Source organism: Pseudoalteromonas sp. BZA4, assembly GCF_040104395.1.
In the GTDB taxonomy this organism is placed as follows: domain Bacteria; phylum Pseudomonadota; class Gammaproteobacteria; order Enterobacterales; family Alteromonadaceae; genus Pseudoalteromonas.
Genome location: NZ_JBECOT010000024.1, coordinates 44,459 through 62,076 on the forward strand (window position 1 = coordinate 44,459; position 17,618 = coordinate 62,076).

Annotated in this window: 19 protein-coding genes and 1 tRNA gene; 7 read left to right on the forward strand and 13 right to left on the reverse strand. The window is 39.8% G+C overall.

Translation table 11 applies throughout. The features are described 5' to 3' along the window. Positions 1-5: 5 nt before the first annotated feature. The 5 genes from ABMY41_RS11690 to seqA all read right to left on the reverse strand — a co-directional run bounded on the left by ABMY41_RS11690 (position 6) and on the right by seqA (position 5,858). Positions 6-983 (reverse strand): alpha-ketoacid dehydrogenase subunit beta, encoded by a 978-nt coding sequence (locus ABMY41_RS11690; protein WP_058584964.1) that lies wholly within the window; start codon positions 981-983, stop codon positions 6-8. After that, on the reverse strand, positions 983-2,197 hold the full coding sequence (locus ABMY41_RS11695) for a thiamine pyrophosphate-dependent dehydrogenase E1 component subunit alpha (protein ID WP_054561424.1): 1,215 nt from the start codon (positions 2,195-2,197) through the stop codon (positions 983-985). Before ABMY41_RS11695 ends, ABMY41_RS11690 begins: the two co-directional genes overlap by 1 nt. Before the next feature lie 269 nt (positions 2,198-2,466). Beyond that, positions 2,467-3,522, reverse strand: a complete 1,056-nt coding sequence (gene astE, locus ABMY41_RS11700; protein WP_349274710.1) for a succinylglutamate desuccinylase — start codon at positions 3,520-3,522, stop codon at positions 2,467-2,469. A gap of 79 nt (positions 3,523-3,601) precedes the next feature. Then, positions 3,602-5,239 (reverse strand): phosphoglucomutase (alpha-D-glucose-1,6-bisphosphate-dependent), encoded by a 1,638-nt coding sequence (gene pgm, locus ABMY41_RS11705; RefSeq protein ID WP_349274711.1) that lies wholly within the window; start codon positions 5,237-5,239, stop codon positions 3,602-3,604. Between the two features lie 16 nt (positions 5,240-5,255). Beyond that, positions 5,256-5,858, reverse strand: coding sequence for a replication initiation negative regulator SeqA (gene seqA, locus ABMY41_RS11710; protein ID WP_287245525.1), 603 nt, complete (start codon positions 5,856-5,858; stop codon positions 5,256-5,258). 131 nt (positions 5,859-5,989) lie between these two features. Here seqA and ABMY41_RS11715 point away from each other — a divergent pair, with 131 nt between their 5' ends. The 5 genes from ABMY41_RS11715 to fur all read left to right on the forward strand — a co-directional run bounded on the left by ABMY41_RS11715 (position 5,990) and on the right by fur (position 8,532). Next, the gene (locus ABMY41_RS11715) at positions 5,990-6,754 is read left to right on the forward strand and encodes an alpha/beta fold hydrolase (RefSeq protein ID WP_252948356.1); all 765 of its coding nucleotides are present in this window, start codon (positions 5,990-5,992) and stop codon (positions 6,752-6,754) included. Between the two features lie 99 nt (positions 6,755-6,853). Next, on the forward strand, positions 6,854-7,075 hold the full coding sequence (locus ABMY41_RS11720) for a DUF2788 domain-containing protein (protein ID WP_036968243.1): 222 nt from the start codon (positions 6,854-6,856) through the stop codon (positions 7,073-7,075). A 2-nt stretch (positions 7,076-7,077) separates the two neighbouring features. Next, positions 7,078-7,356, forward strand: coding sequence for a LexA regulated protein (gene ybfE, locus ABMY41_RS11725; protein ID WP_004586673.1), 279 nt, complete (start codon positions 7,078-7,080; stop codon positions 7,354-7,356). 14 nt (positions 7,357-7,370) lie between these two features. Beyond that, entirely contained in the window at positions 7,371-7,898 is a 528-nt protein-coding gene (fldA, locus tag ABMY41_RS11730) for a flavodoxin FldA (protein ID WP_054553928.1), read from the forward strand. A 190-nt stretch (positions 7,899-8,088) separates the two neighbouring features. After that, positions 8,089-8,532, forward strand: a complete 444-nt coding sequence (gene fur, locus ABMY41_RS11735) for a ferric iron uptake transcriptional regulator (protein WP_063529330.1) — start codon at positions 8,089-8,091, stop codon at positions 8,530-8,532. A 68-nt stretch (positions 8,533-8,600) separates the two neighbouring features. On the opposite strand, the gene ABMY41_RS11740 is transcribed toward fur, so the two are convergent. The 7 genes from ABMY41_RS11740 to ABMY41_RS11770 form a co-directional block, all read right to left on the reverse strand. Further along, positions 8,601-9,218, reverse strand: a complete 618-nt coding sequence (locus ABMY41_RS11740; RefSeq protein ID WP_054553930.1) for an FKBP-type peptidyl-prolyl cis-trans isomerase — start codon at positions 9,216-9,218, stop codon at positions 8,601-8,603. Positions 9,219-9,290: 72 nt separating this feature from the next. Next, entirely contained in the window at positions 9,291-9,692 is a 402-nt protein-coding gene (locus ABMY41_RS11745; protein WP_130166376.1) for a hypothetical protein, read from the reverse strand. 52 nt (positions 9,693-9,744) lie between these two features. Continuing rightward, positions 9,745-9,835 (reverse strand) — tRNA-Ser (locus tag ABMY41_RS11750). A 73-nt stretch (positions 9,836-9,908) separates the two neighbouring features. Then, on the reverse strand, positions 9,909-10,286 hold the full coding sequence (locus ABMY41_RS11755) for a hypothetical protein (RefSeq protein ID WP_054561417.1): 378 nt from the start codon (positions 10,284-10,286) through the stop codon (positions 9,909-9,911). Positions 10,287-10,485: 199 nt separating this feature from the next. After that, entirely contained in the window at positions 10,486-11,034 is a 549-nt protein-coding gene (locus ABMY41_RS11760; protein WP_175081898.1) for an NAD(P)H nitroreductase, read from the reverse strand. 63 nt (positions 11,035-11,097) lie between these two features. Next, positions 11,098-11,808 carry a DoxX family protein gene (locus ABMY41_RS11765; RefSeq protein WP_289096693.1) on the reverse strand — a complete coding sequence of 237 codons (711 nt, stop codon included), beginning with the start codon at positions 11,806-11,808 and terminating at the stop codon, positions 11,098-11,100. A 61-nt stretch (positions 11,809-11,869) separates the two neighbouring features. Then, positions 11,870-13,831, reverse strand: coding sequence for an NADPH-dependent 2,4-dienoyl-CoA reductase (locus ABMY41_RS11770; RefSeq protein WP_251598993.1), 1,962 nt, complete (start codon positions 13,829-13,831; stop codon positions 11,870-11,872). 199 nt (positions 13,832-14,030) lie between these two features. Here ABMY41_RS11770 and sppA point away from each other — a divergent pair, with 199 nt between their 5' ends. Then, on the forward strand, positions 14,031-15,896 hold the full coding sequence (sppA, locus tag ABMY41_RS11775; RefSeq protein ID WP_289096695.1) for a signal peptide peptidase SppA: 1,866 nt from the start codon (positions 14,031-14,033) through the stop codon (positions 15,894-15,896). 59 nt (positions 15,897-15,955) lie between these two features. After that, complete coding sequence (gene ansA / locus ABMY41_RS11780; protein ID WP_289096697.1) at positions 15,956-16,966, forward strand: asparaginase; 1,011 nt, start codon at positions 15,956-15,958, stop codon at positions 16,964-16,966. Positions 16,967-17,006: 40 nt separating this feature from the next. On the opposite strand, the gene ABMY41_RS11785 is transcribed toward ansA, so the two are convergent. Further along, on the reverse strand, positions 17,007-17,618 hold a 612-nt coding region (locus ABMY41_RS11785; RefSeq protein WP_349274719.1), incomplete at its 5' end, for a transposase.

Here is a 17,618-nt window from a genome sequence, read left to right on the forward strand (position 1 = left end):
GACTCCTAAAACTCTACTGATTGCTTAATCGCAGCAAGCACTTTAAGTGCATCCGGCACATATTCTTTTTCAAGTGCTAATGGGTATGGCGTATCTAAACCACACACCCGAGCAATTGGCGATTCAAGGTGTAAGAAACACTCTTGTTGAATTGTTGCAACGATTTCTGCACCAAAACCATTGGTGATTGGTGCCTCGTGGCTTACCACTAAACGACCTGTTTTAGTTACTGATTTAGCAATGGTCTCAACATCCCATGGTAAAATGGTACGTAAGTCGATCACTTCACAGCTAATACCTTGCTCTGCAGCTTTTTTAGCGGCGTCCTCGATGATTTCCATCTGAGCACCCCAAGCAAGTACAGTGACATCAGTGCCTTCTTGCACGATTTCAGCTTTACCGAGCTCGATGCTGTAATCTTCTTCTGGAACTTCACCTGTTGATGCACGGTACAAACGTTTCGGCTCAAAGAAAATAACAGGGTTATCATCTTTAATCGATGCACGAAGCAAACCTTTTGCTTGGTATGGGTTACGTGGTACCACCAACTTCAAACCCGGTGTGTGAGCAAAATAAGCTTCTGGTGATTGTGAGTGATATAAACCACCTGCAATACCCCCACCGTATGGTGTACGGATTGTTAGATTGCCAACATTAAATTCATTACCACTACGGTAACGGAACTTAGCTGATTCATTCACGATTTGGTCAAATGCAGGGAAAATATAATCTGCAAACTGAATTTCAGCTAATGCAGGGGCACCAAACGCCGCTAAGCCATTAGCAAACCCTAAAATACCTTGCTCAGTTAACGGTGTATTGAACACACGATGCTTACCATATTTTTCTTGTAAGCCAGATGTAGCACGGAATACACCACCAAAATAACCAACGTCTTCACCGAAAATACATGCATTTGGATGCTCTGCCATGGTGATATCAAGGGCAGAGTTAATTGCATGAAGCATGTTCATTTTAGCCATTACTTTAATCTCCCTGCAGTTGTTGGATAAGCATCAGGATGCTGCAAAATGTGCTCTTTTAGTTCTTCATATTGTTTTTGCAGTGATGGGATTGGCTTATCATAAACATCAGAAATAAGGTCTTCTAATGCTGGCTTTTCAACTTTTTCAGCACGTTTAAGGGCTGCTAAAATTTCTTCACGAATAGTTTCTTTGTCTTTCGCGTCTTGCGCTTCGTCTAACCAACCTTGCTTTAATAGCCACTTACGGAAACGCTCGATTGGACAGCCTTTATGTTTTGCTTCTTCATCTTTTGTGCGGTAACCGCTTGGATCGTCACTGGTTGAGTGAGCACCTAAACGATAGGCAATCGATTCAATTAAAACAGGTTCACCTTTGGTAGTCGCAATTTCACGGGCTTTTTTTGTTGCTGCATAAACAGCAAGCGCATCAGCACCGTCAACACGGATTGTTTTAATGCCATAGCCAACACCACGTGATGCAATACCATCACCTTTAAACTGTTCATCAGCAGGTGTAGAAATAGCATAACCATTGTTACGAGCAAAGAAAATAACCGGTGCTTCGTGAACTGCGGCCATATTTAAACCAGCATGGAAATCACCTTCAGATGCAGCGCCTTCACCAAAGTAACAAATAGTGATGTTATCAATAGTGCTGTTTAACTCACCTGTTTGGGCATCAATATGACGAACTTTTTGACCGTATGCATAACCTGTTGCTTGCGGAATTTGTGTACCAAGCGGTGATGAAATAGTCATGTAGTTAAGTTCGCGTGAGCCATAGTGAATTGGCATTTGGCGACCTTTACCCAAATCTTTTTCATTTGAGAACATTTGATTCATGAATTGGTCAAGGCTAAAACCACGATAACGTAAAGCTGCTTGCTCACGGTATTGGGCCATGATCATATCGTTTTGATCAAGCGCTGCAGCTGATGCTGTTACAGCCGCTTCTTCACCTAGACATTGCATATAAAAGCTAACACGACCTTGACGCTGTGCTGCTTGCATACGCTCGTCAAGTGCTCTAATAAAACGCATTGTTTCATATAGACGGATTGCCGTTGCTTTGTCGATATCAGGTGCGGTTGCACCTTCGTAGATGTCGCCTTCCTCATTAAGAATACTTAATGTAGGGATCGTTAATGCGTGACCGTCAATAAATGACAGTTCATGATTAATGTTTAGCGATACGTTATTTGGATTACTCATAACCTACCTTCTTTCGTTGTCAGAAACCTACGCTACTGCCCTTAATTATATTTTTATCAGCATGAGCTGTAAGGATAAAGTTTGCGCAATATTCAATCTAATTAAATTAAACTGCCGTCACTTTACGTTAACGTAAGTTGTTATTCAACTAATCATAGACGAATAGATGACAAATGGCTAAAAACGCATGGAAAGTTAACTATACAACAAGATAAATTCTTTATAGTCATATAGTTAACTAAATTTAGATGGGTGTTAATGCAGAGATTTTAAATAAAGTTACTATCAACTTGCATTGGAATAACTGTAAGCAAAGCGCGCTGACCTAAGGCTACATCAGCGTTTGGGAAGATAATAGCTTCACCGTCTACTTCCGCTTCATATCTGGTCTGACCATCAGTTGCCATTAATTCGCCCTTTGCGAAACCGGTGAAATTTTCCACATCATCAGCAAATGGAAAACTAAAGTCTTCGCAAGTACGGTTTATTGTTCTATATACTGAAAACAACTCGAAATCATCTGCATTAAATTCTTTATATTCGACAGATTCTTGACTAATTAATGCAATTAAGGTTTGTTTGGTTTTCTCAAATCGCGACATCTCATTTTCGCCAAATGGTTTTACTTGGCCAAGTTCTACCGTAAATGAGTCAGCTCCATGTACAAACGACGAGTAGTAACTAAAGGTAGTTGCCGCTGATTTCATCATTAGTACCGTGTTTACGCCACAGCTAAGTAAAAATTGCAGTTGTGATTTTTTCCACGGTTTACCATGTAAGAAAGGATACACTGCGAACTTTTCATTTTTAGAGCCACGAATTGCTGTGTGAAGATCATAATGAAAACGCTCACTGCCCTGGTTGCCTCTAGCAAAGAAATCAGTAACAACGTCTTCAAGCAGCTTTGCACGAACTCGCTCTGGGTTAGAGGCAATGCCTTCTACAGTATGATGACCATTAAACAAACGGTTTAAGTTTTCATCTACAAAACGCTTACCGATATTAATAGATTTAGGATTACCATAAATGAACAGTACACGCTGCTTCAAGTTAAGTTGTTCTGTAATGATTGACTTGATTAATTGATCGCAAATTTCAATTGGCGCAGTTTCGTTACCATGTACCGCACTTGAAAGTACAATATCTTTGTTTGCTTGCTGTGCAGGTTGAAACTCAATGATACCTGTGTCGTGAACTGTGACATCAGTGCCATTGGCAAGAGTAAATGCACAAGGTTCTAATGAAAATTCATTGTTGCGAGTCAGGGTTAAAAAGTCGCCGGTACTTTTTAATTCATCGAGATATGAAGGAGTTGAATAGCTCATTGTTCTATCCTAAAAGTGCGTGAGAGTAGAATACAAAAACGGCTGAGAATCTCAGCCGTTTTAATAGGTAAAAAAGGAATTAGCTAATTACTGAATCAACCAGCTTTTTCGCTTCTTTTTCTAATAATGCTAGATGTTCTTCACCTTTGAATGATTCAAGGTAAATTTTATAAATATCTTCAGTGCCCGATGGACGTGCAGCAAACCAACCGTTTTCAGTAACAACTTTTAAACCGCCGATAGCAGCGTTATTACCAGGGGCATGGGTTAGTTTTTGCGTAATGGCATCACCCGCTAAGGTACTTGCAGTAACATCATCAGCTGATAACGCTTTTAAACGTGATTTTTGTTCTGCACTAGCTGGCGCATCAATACGTTTATAAATAGGCGCACCGAACTCTTGTTCAAGTTCTTTATAAAGCTGTGAAGGTGTTTTACCCGTTACGGCTAAAATCTCTGCAGCAAGAAGACCTAAGATGAAACCATCTTTATCAGTGTTCCAAACTGTTCCATCAAAGCGCAAGAATGACGCCCCTGCACTTTCTTCACCACCGAAAGCAAGGGTACCTTTGCTTAAGCCTTCAACAAACCATTTAAAGCCTACCGGTACTTCTTTTACTTCACGGTTATTACGTGCAACTACTTTATCAATCATGCCGCTTGATACCAGCGTTTTACCAATTGCGACGTCTTTTGACCATTCGCGGTTATTTAATAAGTAGTCAATTGCAACTGCTAAAAAGTGATTTGGATTCATTAAGCCGTCAGGTGTAACAATACCATGGCGGTCATAGTCAGGGTCGTTACCAATACCGATATCATAGTCATCTTTTAATGCAATAAGGTTTGTCATTGCATAAGGTGATGAACAATCCATACGGATTTTGCCGTCTTTATCTAAAGGCATGAACGAAAATGTTGGATCAACAGACTCATTTACGACCGTTAAGTCTAAATTATATTTTTCTGCAATGACTGGCCAAAAGTTGATACCAGAGCCACCAAGTGGATCCACACCAATTTTGATTTTCGCATCGCTAATTGCTTTTAGATTAACGATATTAACTAAGTCATCAACATAAGGGGTAATTAAGTCTTGGTACTTAATAAAACCAGAACGTGATGCTTTAGCATATGGAAATAACTCTACTTCAACTAAGTCTTCTAAAAGTAATTGATTCGCTCTGTCTTCAATCCACTTAGTAACATCAGTATCTGAGGGGCCGCCATTTGGCGGGTTATATTTAAAACCACCGTCTTCTGGCGGATTATGTGAAGGAGTTACCACAATACCATCAGCAAGTTCATTTGGGTTTTCTTTGTTATGGCAAACAACAGCATGACTGATTACAGGTGTTGGCGTGTAATCGTCATTTTCTTGTGCAATGACTTGCACTTCGTTTGCAACAAGTACTTCAATAGCAGAGTTAAAAGCCGCTTCACTCAATGCATGTGTATCTTTACCTAAGAAAAGTGGACCAAAAATATTGTTTTCTTTACGGTAATCACAAATTGCTTGAGTGATCGCTAAAATATGCGATTCATTAAATTTTACATCGAACGAACAACCACGATGGCCAGACGTACCAAAAGCAACACAATGCTCTGGGTTTTGTTCTAGGTCAGGTTCATTTAAGTAATAAGCCGAGATCAGTTTTGGTACATTCACTAAGCTTGATTGCGGTGCAGGTTTACCTGCATCTGGATGAATCGCCATATTATTTCCTTATGGATTATAAGTAATCACGAATTTTTTCTGCTTCATCTGCGCTGTAGCCTAAGCACAGTGCTACTTCGTGAAGCATCATTTTTTTTCTGGTTGTATTTGAATTTGTCATCACCCAATACTCAGTATCAGTGATATTTTTTGGATTCATGCTGCTACCGCTTTCCAGTAGTGCTTCTTTGCTAGTGGCAAAATAAACACGGTCACGGCCTTTAATTTCAAGCACGTTAGCGAAATCTTTTTTATGCGTTCTATATAAAGCAGCTAGTATAAATAAGAATCGACCAACAACACCTTTTTGCATTGCCAGCTCTTCTTTGTTTAATACATTAAACACATTACCTTTCACTTGTGTCGATGCTGTGACAGTTTGTGCAGCATCTTCAACATTTTCGTCGCTTGGTTCAGGGCTTGATTCTTGTTCTGCTTGTTCTTGCACTTCAACAACTGGGGTTTCTTGTTCAGTTTTAGTAGTTGTTTCAACTGGGGCATTGGCGCCATCAGAGAGGTTTAATAAACGACGCAAAATGGTTGATGCACTTTCACCAATACTTTGCGTGTTACTTGCAATGTATTGATATAACTCGTCGTCTATGTCGATTTTTTTCATGTTATTCCTGTCTTTACGGGTCACATTTTAAAAGTTCTCAATGATTATACCTAAGCTCGCAGCAATTCTCTATGTTTTGCATTTTGTAATTTCACTAGGCAAAATACTGCCATTAAAATTAGGAGTTGAAAATGCTATTAAACTACCAACAAATGGGTCAAGGTTCAGACGTTGTATTGATCCACGGTTTGTTTGGCTCACTTGAAAACCTCAATGTTATCGCAAAAGCATTAGCTGAAAATTATCGTGTAACGAATATTGATTTACGTAACCACGGTAAATCATTCCATAGCGATACCATGAATTATCACGCTATGGCTAAAGATGTCAGTGAGTTACTTGAGCATCTAAATATTAGTAAAGCGCACATCATAGGTCATTCAATGGGTGGCAAAGTGGCCATGCAATTAGCACTTAATCACCCAAAGCTTATTGATAAGCTTGTAGTGTTAGATATTTCTCCTGTTGCGAATAACCCAAGGCACAGTGCTATTTTTGCAGGCCTTAACGAAGTTGCACAATCGAATGTCAGTGATAGAAAAGCAGCTGATGAAATTCTTGCCAAACACATTGATGAAATGGGTGTGCGTCAGTTTTTATTAAAAAGCTTTGCTAAAAATGATGAAGGTCAATATCAATGGCGCTTTAATTTAGCTGTTTTATACCAGCAATATGAAAATATTTTAGCACAAGTTAGTGAAAATGATTCTTGTTTATGTGATACTTTATTCATTAAAGGTAATGATTCTGACTACATTTTAGCAGAACACCGCCCTGCTATTATGGCGTTATTCCCTAATGCAAAAGCAAAAATTATTCATGGTGCTGGTCACTGGCTACATGCCCAAAAACCACTTGCTGTAAATAAAGCAATCAGCGATTTTTTAGCTCATTAATTGGGCTGATAAAATTCGCTGTTTTTGATCGTGCGCACTAAATTATTACAAATTTGTGTGCTATAGTACGCGCCGTTTAATTTAAAGGTTTATACGTTGATGGTCAGTCAGTTAATTAACGAATTTGATACCTTAGGGTTGTATTTTGGCTTAGCCGGTATTTTCTTTTTTATTGGAATGGCAATTCAAGACGTCCTTAAAAAAGGTGATGTACCACGATTTGGCCGATACATCGTTTGGTTAGTGCTATTTTTAGGCTGTTCTGGGTTTATAGCGAAAGGACTTATTCAAGTCTTCTGGCAAGGCGCAGGTGTGGGCTAGACATGGCAAAGTCAGAAACAGATAGAACAACACCCGATTTATTTGAATACGAAAAGCGTCCAGGTAGGCCGAAAACAAATCCCCTACCTCGCGATATGCAATTAAAAGTAAATAAACGTAATCAAATAAAGCGAGATAAAGCACGTGGTTTAAAGCGTGTAGAATTTAAGGTTTCATCACAGTTATATCAAGCATTAAGCGATATGGCAGATGCGCAGAATATTAGCCGTAGCGCGTTGATTGAAACAATTTTACAAGAAAGATTGGCTATTGATAGATAGAAGGTTTTAAATCCATGTCAAGCGTAGGTATTTTTTTCGGAAGTGACACAGGCAATACTGAACACGTAGCTAAAATGATTCAAAAAGAATTAGGTAAAAAGCTTGTAGCGGTTCACGACATTGCAAAAAGTTCTAAAGAAGAGATTGCTGAATTCGATTTATTGTTATTCGGTATTCCAACTTGGTACTACGGTGAAGCTCAATGTGACTGGGATGATTTCTTCCCTGAATTAGAAGAAGTTGACTTCGAAGGTAAACTTGTTGCTATTTTCGGCTGCGGTGACCAAGAAGACTATGCAGAATACTTCTTAGATGCAATGGGCATGATCAACGATATCGTAACTGAGCGTGGCGCAATCGTAGTGGGTCATTGGTCAACTGAAGGCTACGACTTTGAAGCTTCAAAAGCACTAGTAGATGACAGCAACTTTGTCGGCCTTGGTATTGATGAAGACCGTCAACCAGAGCTTACTGAAAAGCGTGTTAAAGACTGGTGTGCTCAGGTTTATGACGAAATGTGTTTAGCGGAACTTGCTGATTAATAACAAGTATTACTCGCATTTACTAGCTGATGTAAAGATGCACAACCAGTTCATTTTTGTTTGAAAAATCGGCAAATAGACGAATTGTTCTTTGCACTTAGTAACTAGGCACGTTATTCTAATAGTTGCTAATGTGTCGTGTGCATCTTGCTGATGCCTAGTATAACTAAATAAAATTGAGACAGATTGAATGACTGATCACAACTTGGAATTAAAAAAAGCAGGGTTAAAAGTAACTCTGCCGCGTATTAAAATTTTAGAGATTCTGCAATCTCCAGACAACCAACACATCAGCGCTGAAGATGTCTATAAAATTCTTTTAGACAAAGGCGAAGAGATTGGTCTTGCAACTGTCTACCGTGTTCTTAACCAATTTGATGATGCTGGTATTGTATCTCGCCACCACTTCGAAGGCGGCAAGTCAGTATTTGAATTATCAGGTAGCACTCACCATGACCACTTAGTGTGCCTAAAATGTGGTAAGGTTGTTGAGTTTGAAGACGATACTATTGAACGTCGTCAAGAAGAAATCGCAAAAGAGAATGGTATTAAACTGACTAACCACTCTCTTTACCTATATGGCGAATGTGAAGACACTGCTGCGTGTAAAGAATACGCTGAATCAAATAGCTAATTAGCTATTTGTTTCAGACATAAAAAAACCTGCTTTAAGCAGGTTTTTTTATGTCTATTTGAAATCGATTAGATGATTTCTAATAGCTCAACGTCAAAGATTAGCGTTGAGAAAGGAGCGATTGCTGCACCAGCACCGCGCTCACCGTAAGCAAGTTCGTGTGGTACGTATAAGCGCCACTTAGAACCAGTACCCATCATTTGCACTGCTTCAGTCCAACCTTTGATTACACCGCCAACTGGGAATTCAGCTGGTTGACCACGCTCGTATGAACTATCAAATACTGTACCGTTGATTAGTGTACCGTGGTAGTGTGCACGGATTGTTGAATCTGCAGTTGGTTTTTCACCGTCGCCTGCAGTAAGTACTTCGTATTGAAGGCCTGATTCAGTTACTGTTACTTCAGGACGTTTTGCATTTTCTTCTAAGAATGCAATACCTTCAGCTGCAAGAACTTTAGCTTCTTCTTCACGACGAGCTTGGATCTCAGCGTTGATTTTCTCAAAAGCTGCTTGAATTGCTGGGATTTCAACTTGGAAATCATTACCAGTGTATGCGTCTTTCATACCTTCAAATACAGAATTTAAGTTTAAACCTTCGAATGGATTCGCTTTTAATTGCTCACCCATTTGTAAACCAATACCGTAACTTGCTTTTTCAGCGTCTGTTGTAAAATTATCTGACATGTTTAATTCACGTTTATTTAGTTAAAAGACGTGCCCATACTAACATAAAAATACAACGAATATCGCCTAGTTTTACTGCGTTTGCTCAGTGTTTGCACTAATTCGCTGCTTTATTTTATCAATTACAAATGTCGCAACCGGTAATGTAGCGATCATCGAAGCAATAAAAAAGCCGCTCATTAAACCATCTTTGCCCAACATAACTAAAGGCACGGCAATAAGACCCACAGTCGAAATCACACATGCAGCAATGACAGGCCAATGCTTGTCGTATTTGCCAATAAGGTGCCCTACTAACACATTAAACCCAATACCATAAGCGATTGAAGATATTAGCCCGTAATCAGGCTGCGCATCATGGGCCATAGCTACAAGTACATTGATCCCGCTGTGATAAAAATAAGAAAAGATACACCAAAGCAGAACATGTTTAACAATGCGCATTAGTGTAGAAGAAGACTCGCTTGCTGACATTACTTATCTCCAGATAGCAAAAAACCGCCCTAAAGGCGGTTTTTCTAAATAATGGTGGAGAGATAGGGATTTGAACCCTAGAGGGGCTACAAACCCCTGCCGGTTTTCAAGACCGGTGCATTCGACCACTCTGCCATCTCTCCGTACGGCGCGCATAATAGTGTTTACTGCGTTCGTTGTAAAGCCTTAAATGTAAAAAACTTTAAAAAAGTAATTTTAATAGTACTGCTTAGGGCGCTTTGCGATTAAAGAGCAAACTAAACAAACAATTAAACTAACAATTGCAAAGCCTGAACCCTGCACTATTACGTCAATTTTATTGAGGTTATAGCTAGGTATAATGACTAATGCAAAAGCGGGTAAGCAGGTGATCGTTAAAACGTAGCAACAAATTTTAAAAGCGCGGCCGAAATCGAAACGTTTAGTGCTTTGCATCCACCAAGTCAGTAGGAGTAATACCACTACAGCAGACAAGCCAAGGTAATGAGGTTGCTTCGTAGACATGGCAACAAAAAAAGTGACCACGGCGCCAACTAAGCCCCAAATTGACCAAGCGAACCAATTTTCTTTTTCACGTAAAAATAAGTTTCCCATCGTTCTCGTCTTCTTTATCGTTATTTTTTTAAGACTATCCATACGTTAACAAAAAACAACCGATTAAAAAACACACTGAAGAAGAATTATTTCGTTTTTTGCATCCGTGCGCTTCTTACAGCTAAGCTAAATCTAAAAAAACTAACATAAGTAAGCTTAATAGTGTCTGACTGCTTAACTGCAAAAAAGTTCCTAATATTTATAAATTCTCAAAAAACGTCTCTGGCTTGTGTCTGATTGGTTTTTTAATGTCTACTTCTGGTGTACCCAGATATAAGTAGCCAACAATCTCATCTTGTTCTTTACAACCTAGTGCCGCTTTAACAGCTGGGCTCTGTGCAAAATAACCTGTACGCCAAATGCCCCCTAAACCTTGCGCAAATGCCGCTTGTTGCATTGCAAGTACAGCGCAGCCTGCACTTTGTACTTGTTCAATACGTGGCACTTTTGGGTTTTCAGTTACATCAGCAATGGCAATGATCATCATAGGAGAGCGTAGAGGTAGATCTTTAGCGCGCTCAATGGTTCTATCATCTTGGTTTTCAGCAACAGCGGCTTGATGGTAGATATCGCCTAATTTATTACGTGCGTCGCCTTCAACGACAATAAACCGCCAAGGCGCAATACAGCCATGATCAGGCACTTTTATGGCCGCTCGCTTAATAATTTCAAGTTGTTCTGCAGTTGGTCCAGGTGCAATAAGACGAGGATCTGATTGTCGAGTTTGTAATAGCGTTAAAGCGTCCATGAATATTCCGTAAATGCTTAAGTACGACACCCCTTAATAATCGGGGCAGAAAACCCAAGCTTATCATTTATCTTTATTAGCAATAAAGCTATTAGATGCTTTTCTAGTTAACCAATAATCTAAACTGACGTAACGACCGCCACCTGCAAAAAATAAACTTAAGAGCATAACAAAGTATATTGCGGAAAACTCAATACCATTATTTAATATTACAGGCTTCCCTTTCGCATAAAGGTATTCTGTATAACCATGCGTCTCTAACAATTCACGCATTTTAGCTAATCTCTCACTGGCTTCATTGGAATTAACTAAACTGGCTTCACTTCCTGGTATTGCTAGCCAATTCAGCACTCTCGCAGGGCTGGTACTGGCATCGGTAGGTGTTACAGCAAACCAGCCATTACTGGCATGTACTGTTGTCGCTGCAACCAGCATGGTGATCATTAAAGGGATTGCTGTTAAACGAGTAAATAAACCCAATAATATAAAGATCCCCCCTAAAAACTCAGTCCATGCAGCTAAAAAGGCTAATACAGAGGGCATGGGTAGACCTAAACCCCAGTCACTATTTCCAAACCAATCAGCAATATCCTCAGATGCTAAAAAGTATTGATAAAAGTGAGTAACATCACCGCTTAAAGCAAGTTTATTAAAGCCGGCAATGATCATCACTGGAGCTAAAATCAAGCGAATTAATAGACTCGGTAGTCCATCTAAAAACTGCAGTTTCTTAAAGGTGTGTTGGTAAAGGGGTATTAGGTGGGTGTTCAACATAGCGGTCTCATGACTAAATAGATTAATCACATAGACCGCACGTTTTCTAGTTTACTTTCAATTAAATTTTACGAGCGACTTGTAACGCTTCAAAAATTGCACGTTTAGCATCGATAGCGGCAGCTAGTTTTGCGCCACCAATAACGTGTACTTTAGCGTTTTCGGTTTGATTGTCGAACGTTTCAGTATTTGACACCTGACCAATACAAGCAATCACGGTATCAACATCGAGGATTTGCTCTTCACCTTTTACCGTTATCTTCAAACCTTGTTTATCAAAGCTTAGATATTGACACTCAGCGATTTGTTTAACACCGTGCTGTTTGGCAACTTGACGGTGGATCCAACCCGTTGTTTTACCAAGTTCACTACCAAAACGCCCTGCACTTCGCTTAAGCATGTAAATTTGACGATTGTCTTTTTCAGGCGCAGCTTCGCATTCAATACCCCATTGAGTTTTGAATTGCTCAATTGTTTGGCCTTTGTGTTCACTTAAAAAGGCAACCATATCAAAACCGATACCACCGGCACCTAGAATCGCAATTTTATCGCCTAGTTCTACTTCACCACGAATTACTTCATCATAAGCGAATACGCGTTTGCCATCACTGCATTCTATTTTGGCTTCACGCGGACGTACGCCTGTTGCAAACACCACATCATCGTATTGATTGAGCATCTTGTCAGTAAATTCAGTACCGAGCTGTAAATCGACATTTAAACGCTTTAATTCATTAGTAAAGTAGTTAAGGGTATGGTTAAAGTCTTCTTTACCCGGCACTTGCATGGCTAAATTAAATTGGCCACCCATTTGTTCTTTACGTTCAATTAAAGTCACTTTGTGACCTTTCGCTGCTAAGTAACAACTTGCAGCAAGGCCAGCAGGGCCAGCACCCACAACCAGTACTAATCGAGACGATGGTGCTTTTTCAAGGCAGTAATCTAACTCAAAAGCCGCTTGTGGGTTAACCAAACAGGTGGCACGTTTGTTTTTAAACACATGGTCTAAACAGCCCTGATTACAACCAATACAAATATTGATTTGCTCAGACTTATTATTAACGTATTTATTGAAAAATTCTGGGTCTGCTAATAAAGGACGTGCCATCGAAATTAAATCAGACTCGCCTGCTTCTAAAATTCCATTGGCAATTTCTGGAGTGTTAATACGGTTAACCGCGATAACTGGCACTGATACCGTTTCTTTCAAGCGTTTTGATGCTTCTTTAAATGCTCCTGGTGGTACCATACTGGCAATGGTTGGTACACGAGCTTCGTGCCAACCAATACCGGTGTTAAAGATATCAACGCCAGCTTGTTCAAGTGCTAGGGCTTGTTGTTTTACTTCATCAGGTGTTGATCCATTAGGAATTAAATCCATCACAGACAAACGAAATACAATAATGAACTTTTGACTTACTTTAGCGCGTACAGCTTTAACAATATCAACAGCCAAGCGCATGCGGTTTTCTAAACTACCGCCATAGTTGTCTGTTCTTTTATTAGTGTGGTTAGCCATGAATTCATTAATCAAATAACCTTCAGAACCCATGATTTCAACACCATCATAACCCGCTTTTTCAGCCATTTTTGCTGAGTTAGCAAAGTCTTTGATGGTTTTTTTGATTGAACCTAACGACATTTCTTTAGGTTTATACGGATTAATAGGTGCTTGAATTGAGCTTGGCGCTTGATTGAATGGATGATACGCATAGCGACCTGCATGCAATAATTGTAAGCAAATTTTTCCGCCATGCTGATGCACTGCATCAGTATATGCTTTGTGTTTGATCACATCATAAAATGAGTTAAATGTTGATGCGAACGGAGATAGCTTGCCACGAATATTTGGGCTATAACCACCTGTAATGATTAAACCCGTGCCGCCTTTGGCACGTGCTTCGTAGAATGCACGTAAGCGTTTACGGTTATGCCAGCCTTCTTCTAAGCCGGTATGCATTGAACCCATAACCAAACGATTACGAAGTTCGGTATGCGGTAATTGTAATTTTTGTTCTAACATTGTGTGCCCCGTTAACTGGTCGAACCTCTATTTGAAATAGATTCTGCGGCAATAACATAGAATAATCAACTTTTCACCGGTAATTATTCTGTAGCAAATTGTCGTTTTAAACACTCTGTTACTATTTAACAGTTAAATTTAAAGTTATTCTAAGCTAAGATGAGATCACTACTAAGCTGTACTGAATTAAGGATTTATTTTGCTAGCAAAGATATTTAAAGGCATTTGGACCGGGATTAATTTTTCCCGCCGTTTGGTCCTAAACATATTATTTCTATTACTAGTAATACTCTTCTTTGTTGCTATCACTGGTGAAGAAGACCAAGTAAAAGTAGCAGACGGAACCGTGCTACGCCTAAACTTAAATGGCCCTATTGTTGAAGAAAAAACGTATGTTGATCCTGTAGAAGCAGCAATCAACGATGCAACTATGGGTAATGAAGCACCATCAGAAATTCTTCTTGATGATGTTGTTGAAGTGATCAACCAAGCAACTAAAGATGATCGCATCAGTGTGATGCTTCTTGACCTACAAAAAATGCCAAGTGCACACATCAATAAGCTAAAACAAATAACTAAAGCAATTGATGCCTTTAAAGAAGCAGGCAAGCAAGTGATTGCAACGGGCTATTACTATACACAAGCTCAATACTATATTGCAGCCCACGCTAATGAAGTGTCTATGCACCCTTATGGTGGTGTAAGCATTGAAGGCTACGGTATGTTCCCGCTTTACTTCAAAGATGCGCTTGAAAAATTAAAAGTAACTCAACATATTTTCCGTGTTGGTACTTACAAGTCAGCGGTTGAGCCATTTATTCGTAATGACATGTCAGATGCGGCAAAAGAAGCGAATAGCGTTTGGTTAACTGCGCTTTGGAACGAGTATAAAACTGACGTTGCTGCGAGCCGTCCATTCGATGAAAGCAATTTCGATGAAGATATGGATGTTTATCTTACAAAAATGCAAGCAGTTGACGGTAACTCAGGTCAGTACGCGTTAAATAATCAGTGGGTTGATTCTTTAAAAACCTCACAACAAATTCGCCAACAGCTTATTGAGTTAGTTGGTGCAGAAGAAACAGGCAAAACCTTTAAGCAAGTAAGCTTCCGTGAGTATTTATCGCTGGTAAAACCGCCTGTTGAGTTCGATAACCCAATCACCGAAAAAGTAGCTGTTGTTGTTGCTAAAGGCACTATTGTTGATGGCGAGCGTAAAGCAGGTGAAATTGGTGGTGACTCTACAGCAGCCCTACTTCGCAAAGCGCGTCTTGACGATAAAGTGAAAGCCGTAGTACTACGTATCGATTCAGGTGGTGGTAGTATGTTTGCTTCTGAAGTTATTCGTGCTGAAGTATTAGCTCTTAAAGCAGCGGGTAAACCGGTTATCGCTTCAATGAGCTCAGTGGCAGCATCTGGTGGTTACTGGATTGCATCTGCAGCCAATGAAATTTGGGCAGCCCCTAGCACAATTACAGGTTCAATCGGTGTATTCGGTACTTTCATGACATTTGAAAATACAATGGCTGAATTAGGTATTTACTCAGATGGCGTTGCTACAACAGACCTTGCTGGCTTCTCTATTGCACGCCCACTTGATGAGAAGATGTCAGATATCATTCAAATGAGCGTTGAAAATGCATACAAACGTTTCTTAAATGTAGTGGCTGAAGCGCGTAACATGACCCCTGAGCAAGTTGATAAAATTGCCCAAGGCCGTGTATGGATTGCAACTCAAGCAAAAGAGCTGGGTTTAGTTGATAAACTTGGCGATAAGCATGATGCAATTAAGGCAGCAGCTGAGCTTGCTAAGCTTAATCATTATGATGTTAAAACCATCAAGCAATCGCTCACACCACAAGAGCAAATGCTACAAGATATCTTTGGCACCGCGGCTGTTAAGAACTTCTTTGCTAAGTCTGATTCATCACAATCAGTACTAGCAACACAAGCCAACTTACAAAGCCTTATTAATCAGTTAAGTAGTGAAATTGATAACCTAAAAGATTACAACGATCCACAAGGCGTTTACGCTCGTTGTTTAGTGTGTAATGTAATTCAATAAGTTACTTAGCTAAGCGATTTTAGGTATACTAAGCCCAGTTATTTAACTGGGCTTTTTTTATGAAACGTAAACGTATATATATCGCCTATACGGGTGGTACTATCGGTATGAAAAAATCGAGCCGCGGCTATGTTCCGGCAGAAGGTTTTTTAACCGAAACAGTGGTCAATAATGCAGAGTTTAATCGTGATGAAATGCCTTTGTTTGATATTCACGAATATTGCCCGCTCATTGATTCTTCAGATATGTCCCCTGCCCACTGGCAATTAATTGCTGACGATATTAAGAGTAAATACCAAGACTATGATGGTTTTGTGGTTTTGCATGGTACCGATACTATGGCCTACACAGCTTCTGCTTTGTCTTTCATGTTCGAAAACCTAACAAAACCTGTAATTGTGACAGGCTCACAAATTCCATTGTCGCAACTTCGTTCTGATGGCCAAGTAAACTTACTTAATGCTATGTATTTAGCCGCTAATTACCCTATTGCTGAAGTAAGCCTGTTTTTTAATAACCAGTTGTTCCGTGGTAACCGTGCAACAAAAGCCCATGCTGATGGCTTTGATGCCTTTGCATCACCGAACCTTGAACCATTAGCACTGTCTGGAATTAATATTCAACTGATCAAAGGGCAACTAAGCCCTTACGTTGATAACGAACTACAGGTGTCAAATATCACACCACAGCCAATTGGTGTGCTTTATCTCTACCCTGGGATCAGCCCAAAAGTGGTTAAAAGTTTAGTTAATGACGACATCAAAGCACTTGTTTTATTAAGTTTTGGCGTCGGTAATGCCCCGCAAGATCCGTCGTTCTTAGATATTCTTAATGATGCAAGTAAACGCGGTATGGTAATTGTTAATCTAACGCAGTGCTTAAAAGGCCAAGTTAATATGGGCGGTTATGCAACCGGTAATGCCTTATTAAATTGTGGTGTGATCAGTGGCTACGATATGACATTAGAAGCCTGTTTGACCAAGTTACACTACTTATTTAGTCAAAAGCTAGAAGTAGAAACAATTCGTCACTTGATGCAAGACAACCTGCGCGGTGAGCTAAGTCGTTAATACAGCAAATACAAAAAAGGCACCAATTGGTCAATGCCAGTCAGTTAAGCTGACTGGCATTTCTTTTTTTATGTGGGTACTTTGATGGCTTAGGCTTTATCGCTCTTGGGTATCGCCTATCTTCTCTTCTTGGTGGCAGTTTAAATAGTCTCAGCGTACCTAACAGATGCTCCCAGTGAATTGGAATATTACCGGGGCTCATAATTGATATTGATGAAAAGTATTGAATAACTGCCATCGAGCAGCTTGAGAAACTGAGTTGGTTAGGCCATATTCCTTCAGCTTTTGCTGCTAGGGTCATCAACCTTCGAATTAAATTGTATGCGAGGAGGATCCCCCATAGCTCCTGTCTGACCATATCAGGGCGCTTACTCCGAAGGTGGTATGTGCTATCTAGCATTGTTTGCTTTATTTCTCGATACCCTAATTCTATTTCCCAGCGATGGCTGTATAAATCAACTATTTCGCTACTTGGAAAACGAAGTCTATCTACCATCGAGGTTAATATTCGGTAATTTTTACCTTTTATGGTTTTACTAACCAGTCTTGCTTTAATAACTTCGGGAACATCGGGGAAATTCTTTTGCGCATGCTTAGTGGTTTTGAGCTCAATTATCAGGTCATTGTTACCAACCTTAGAAACGACTTCATA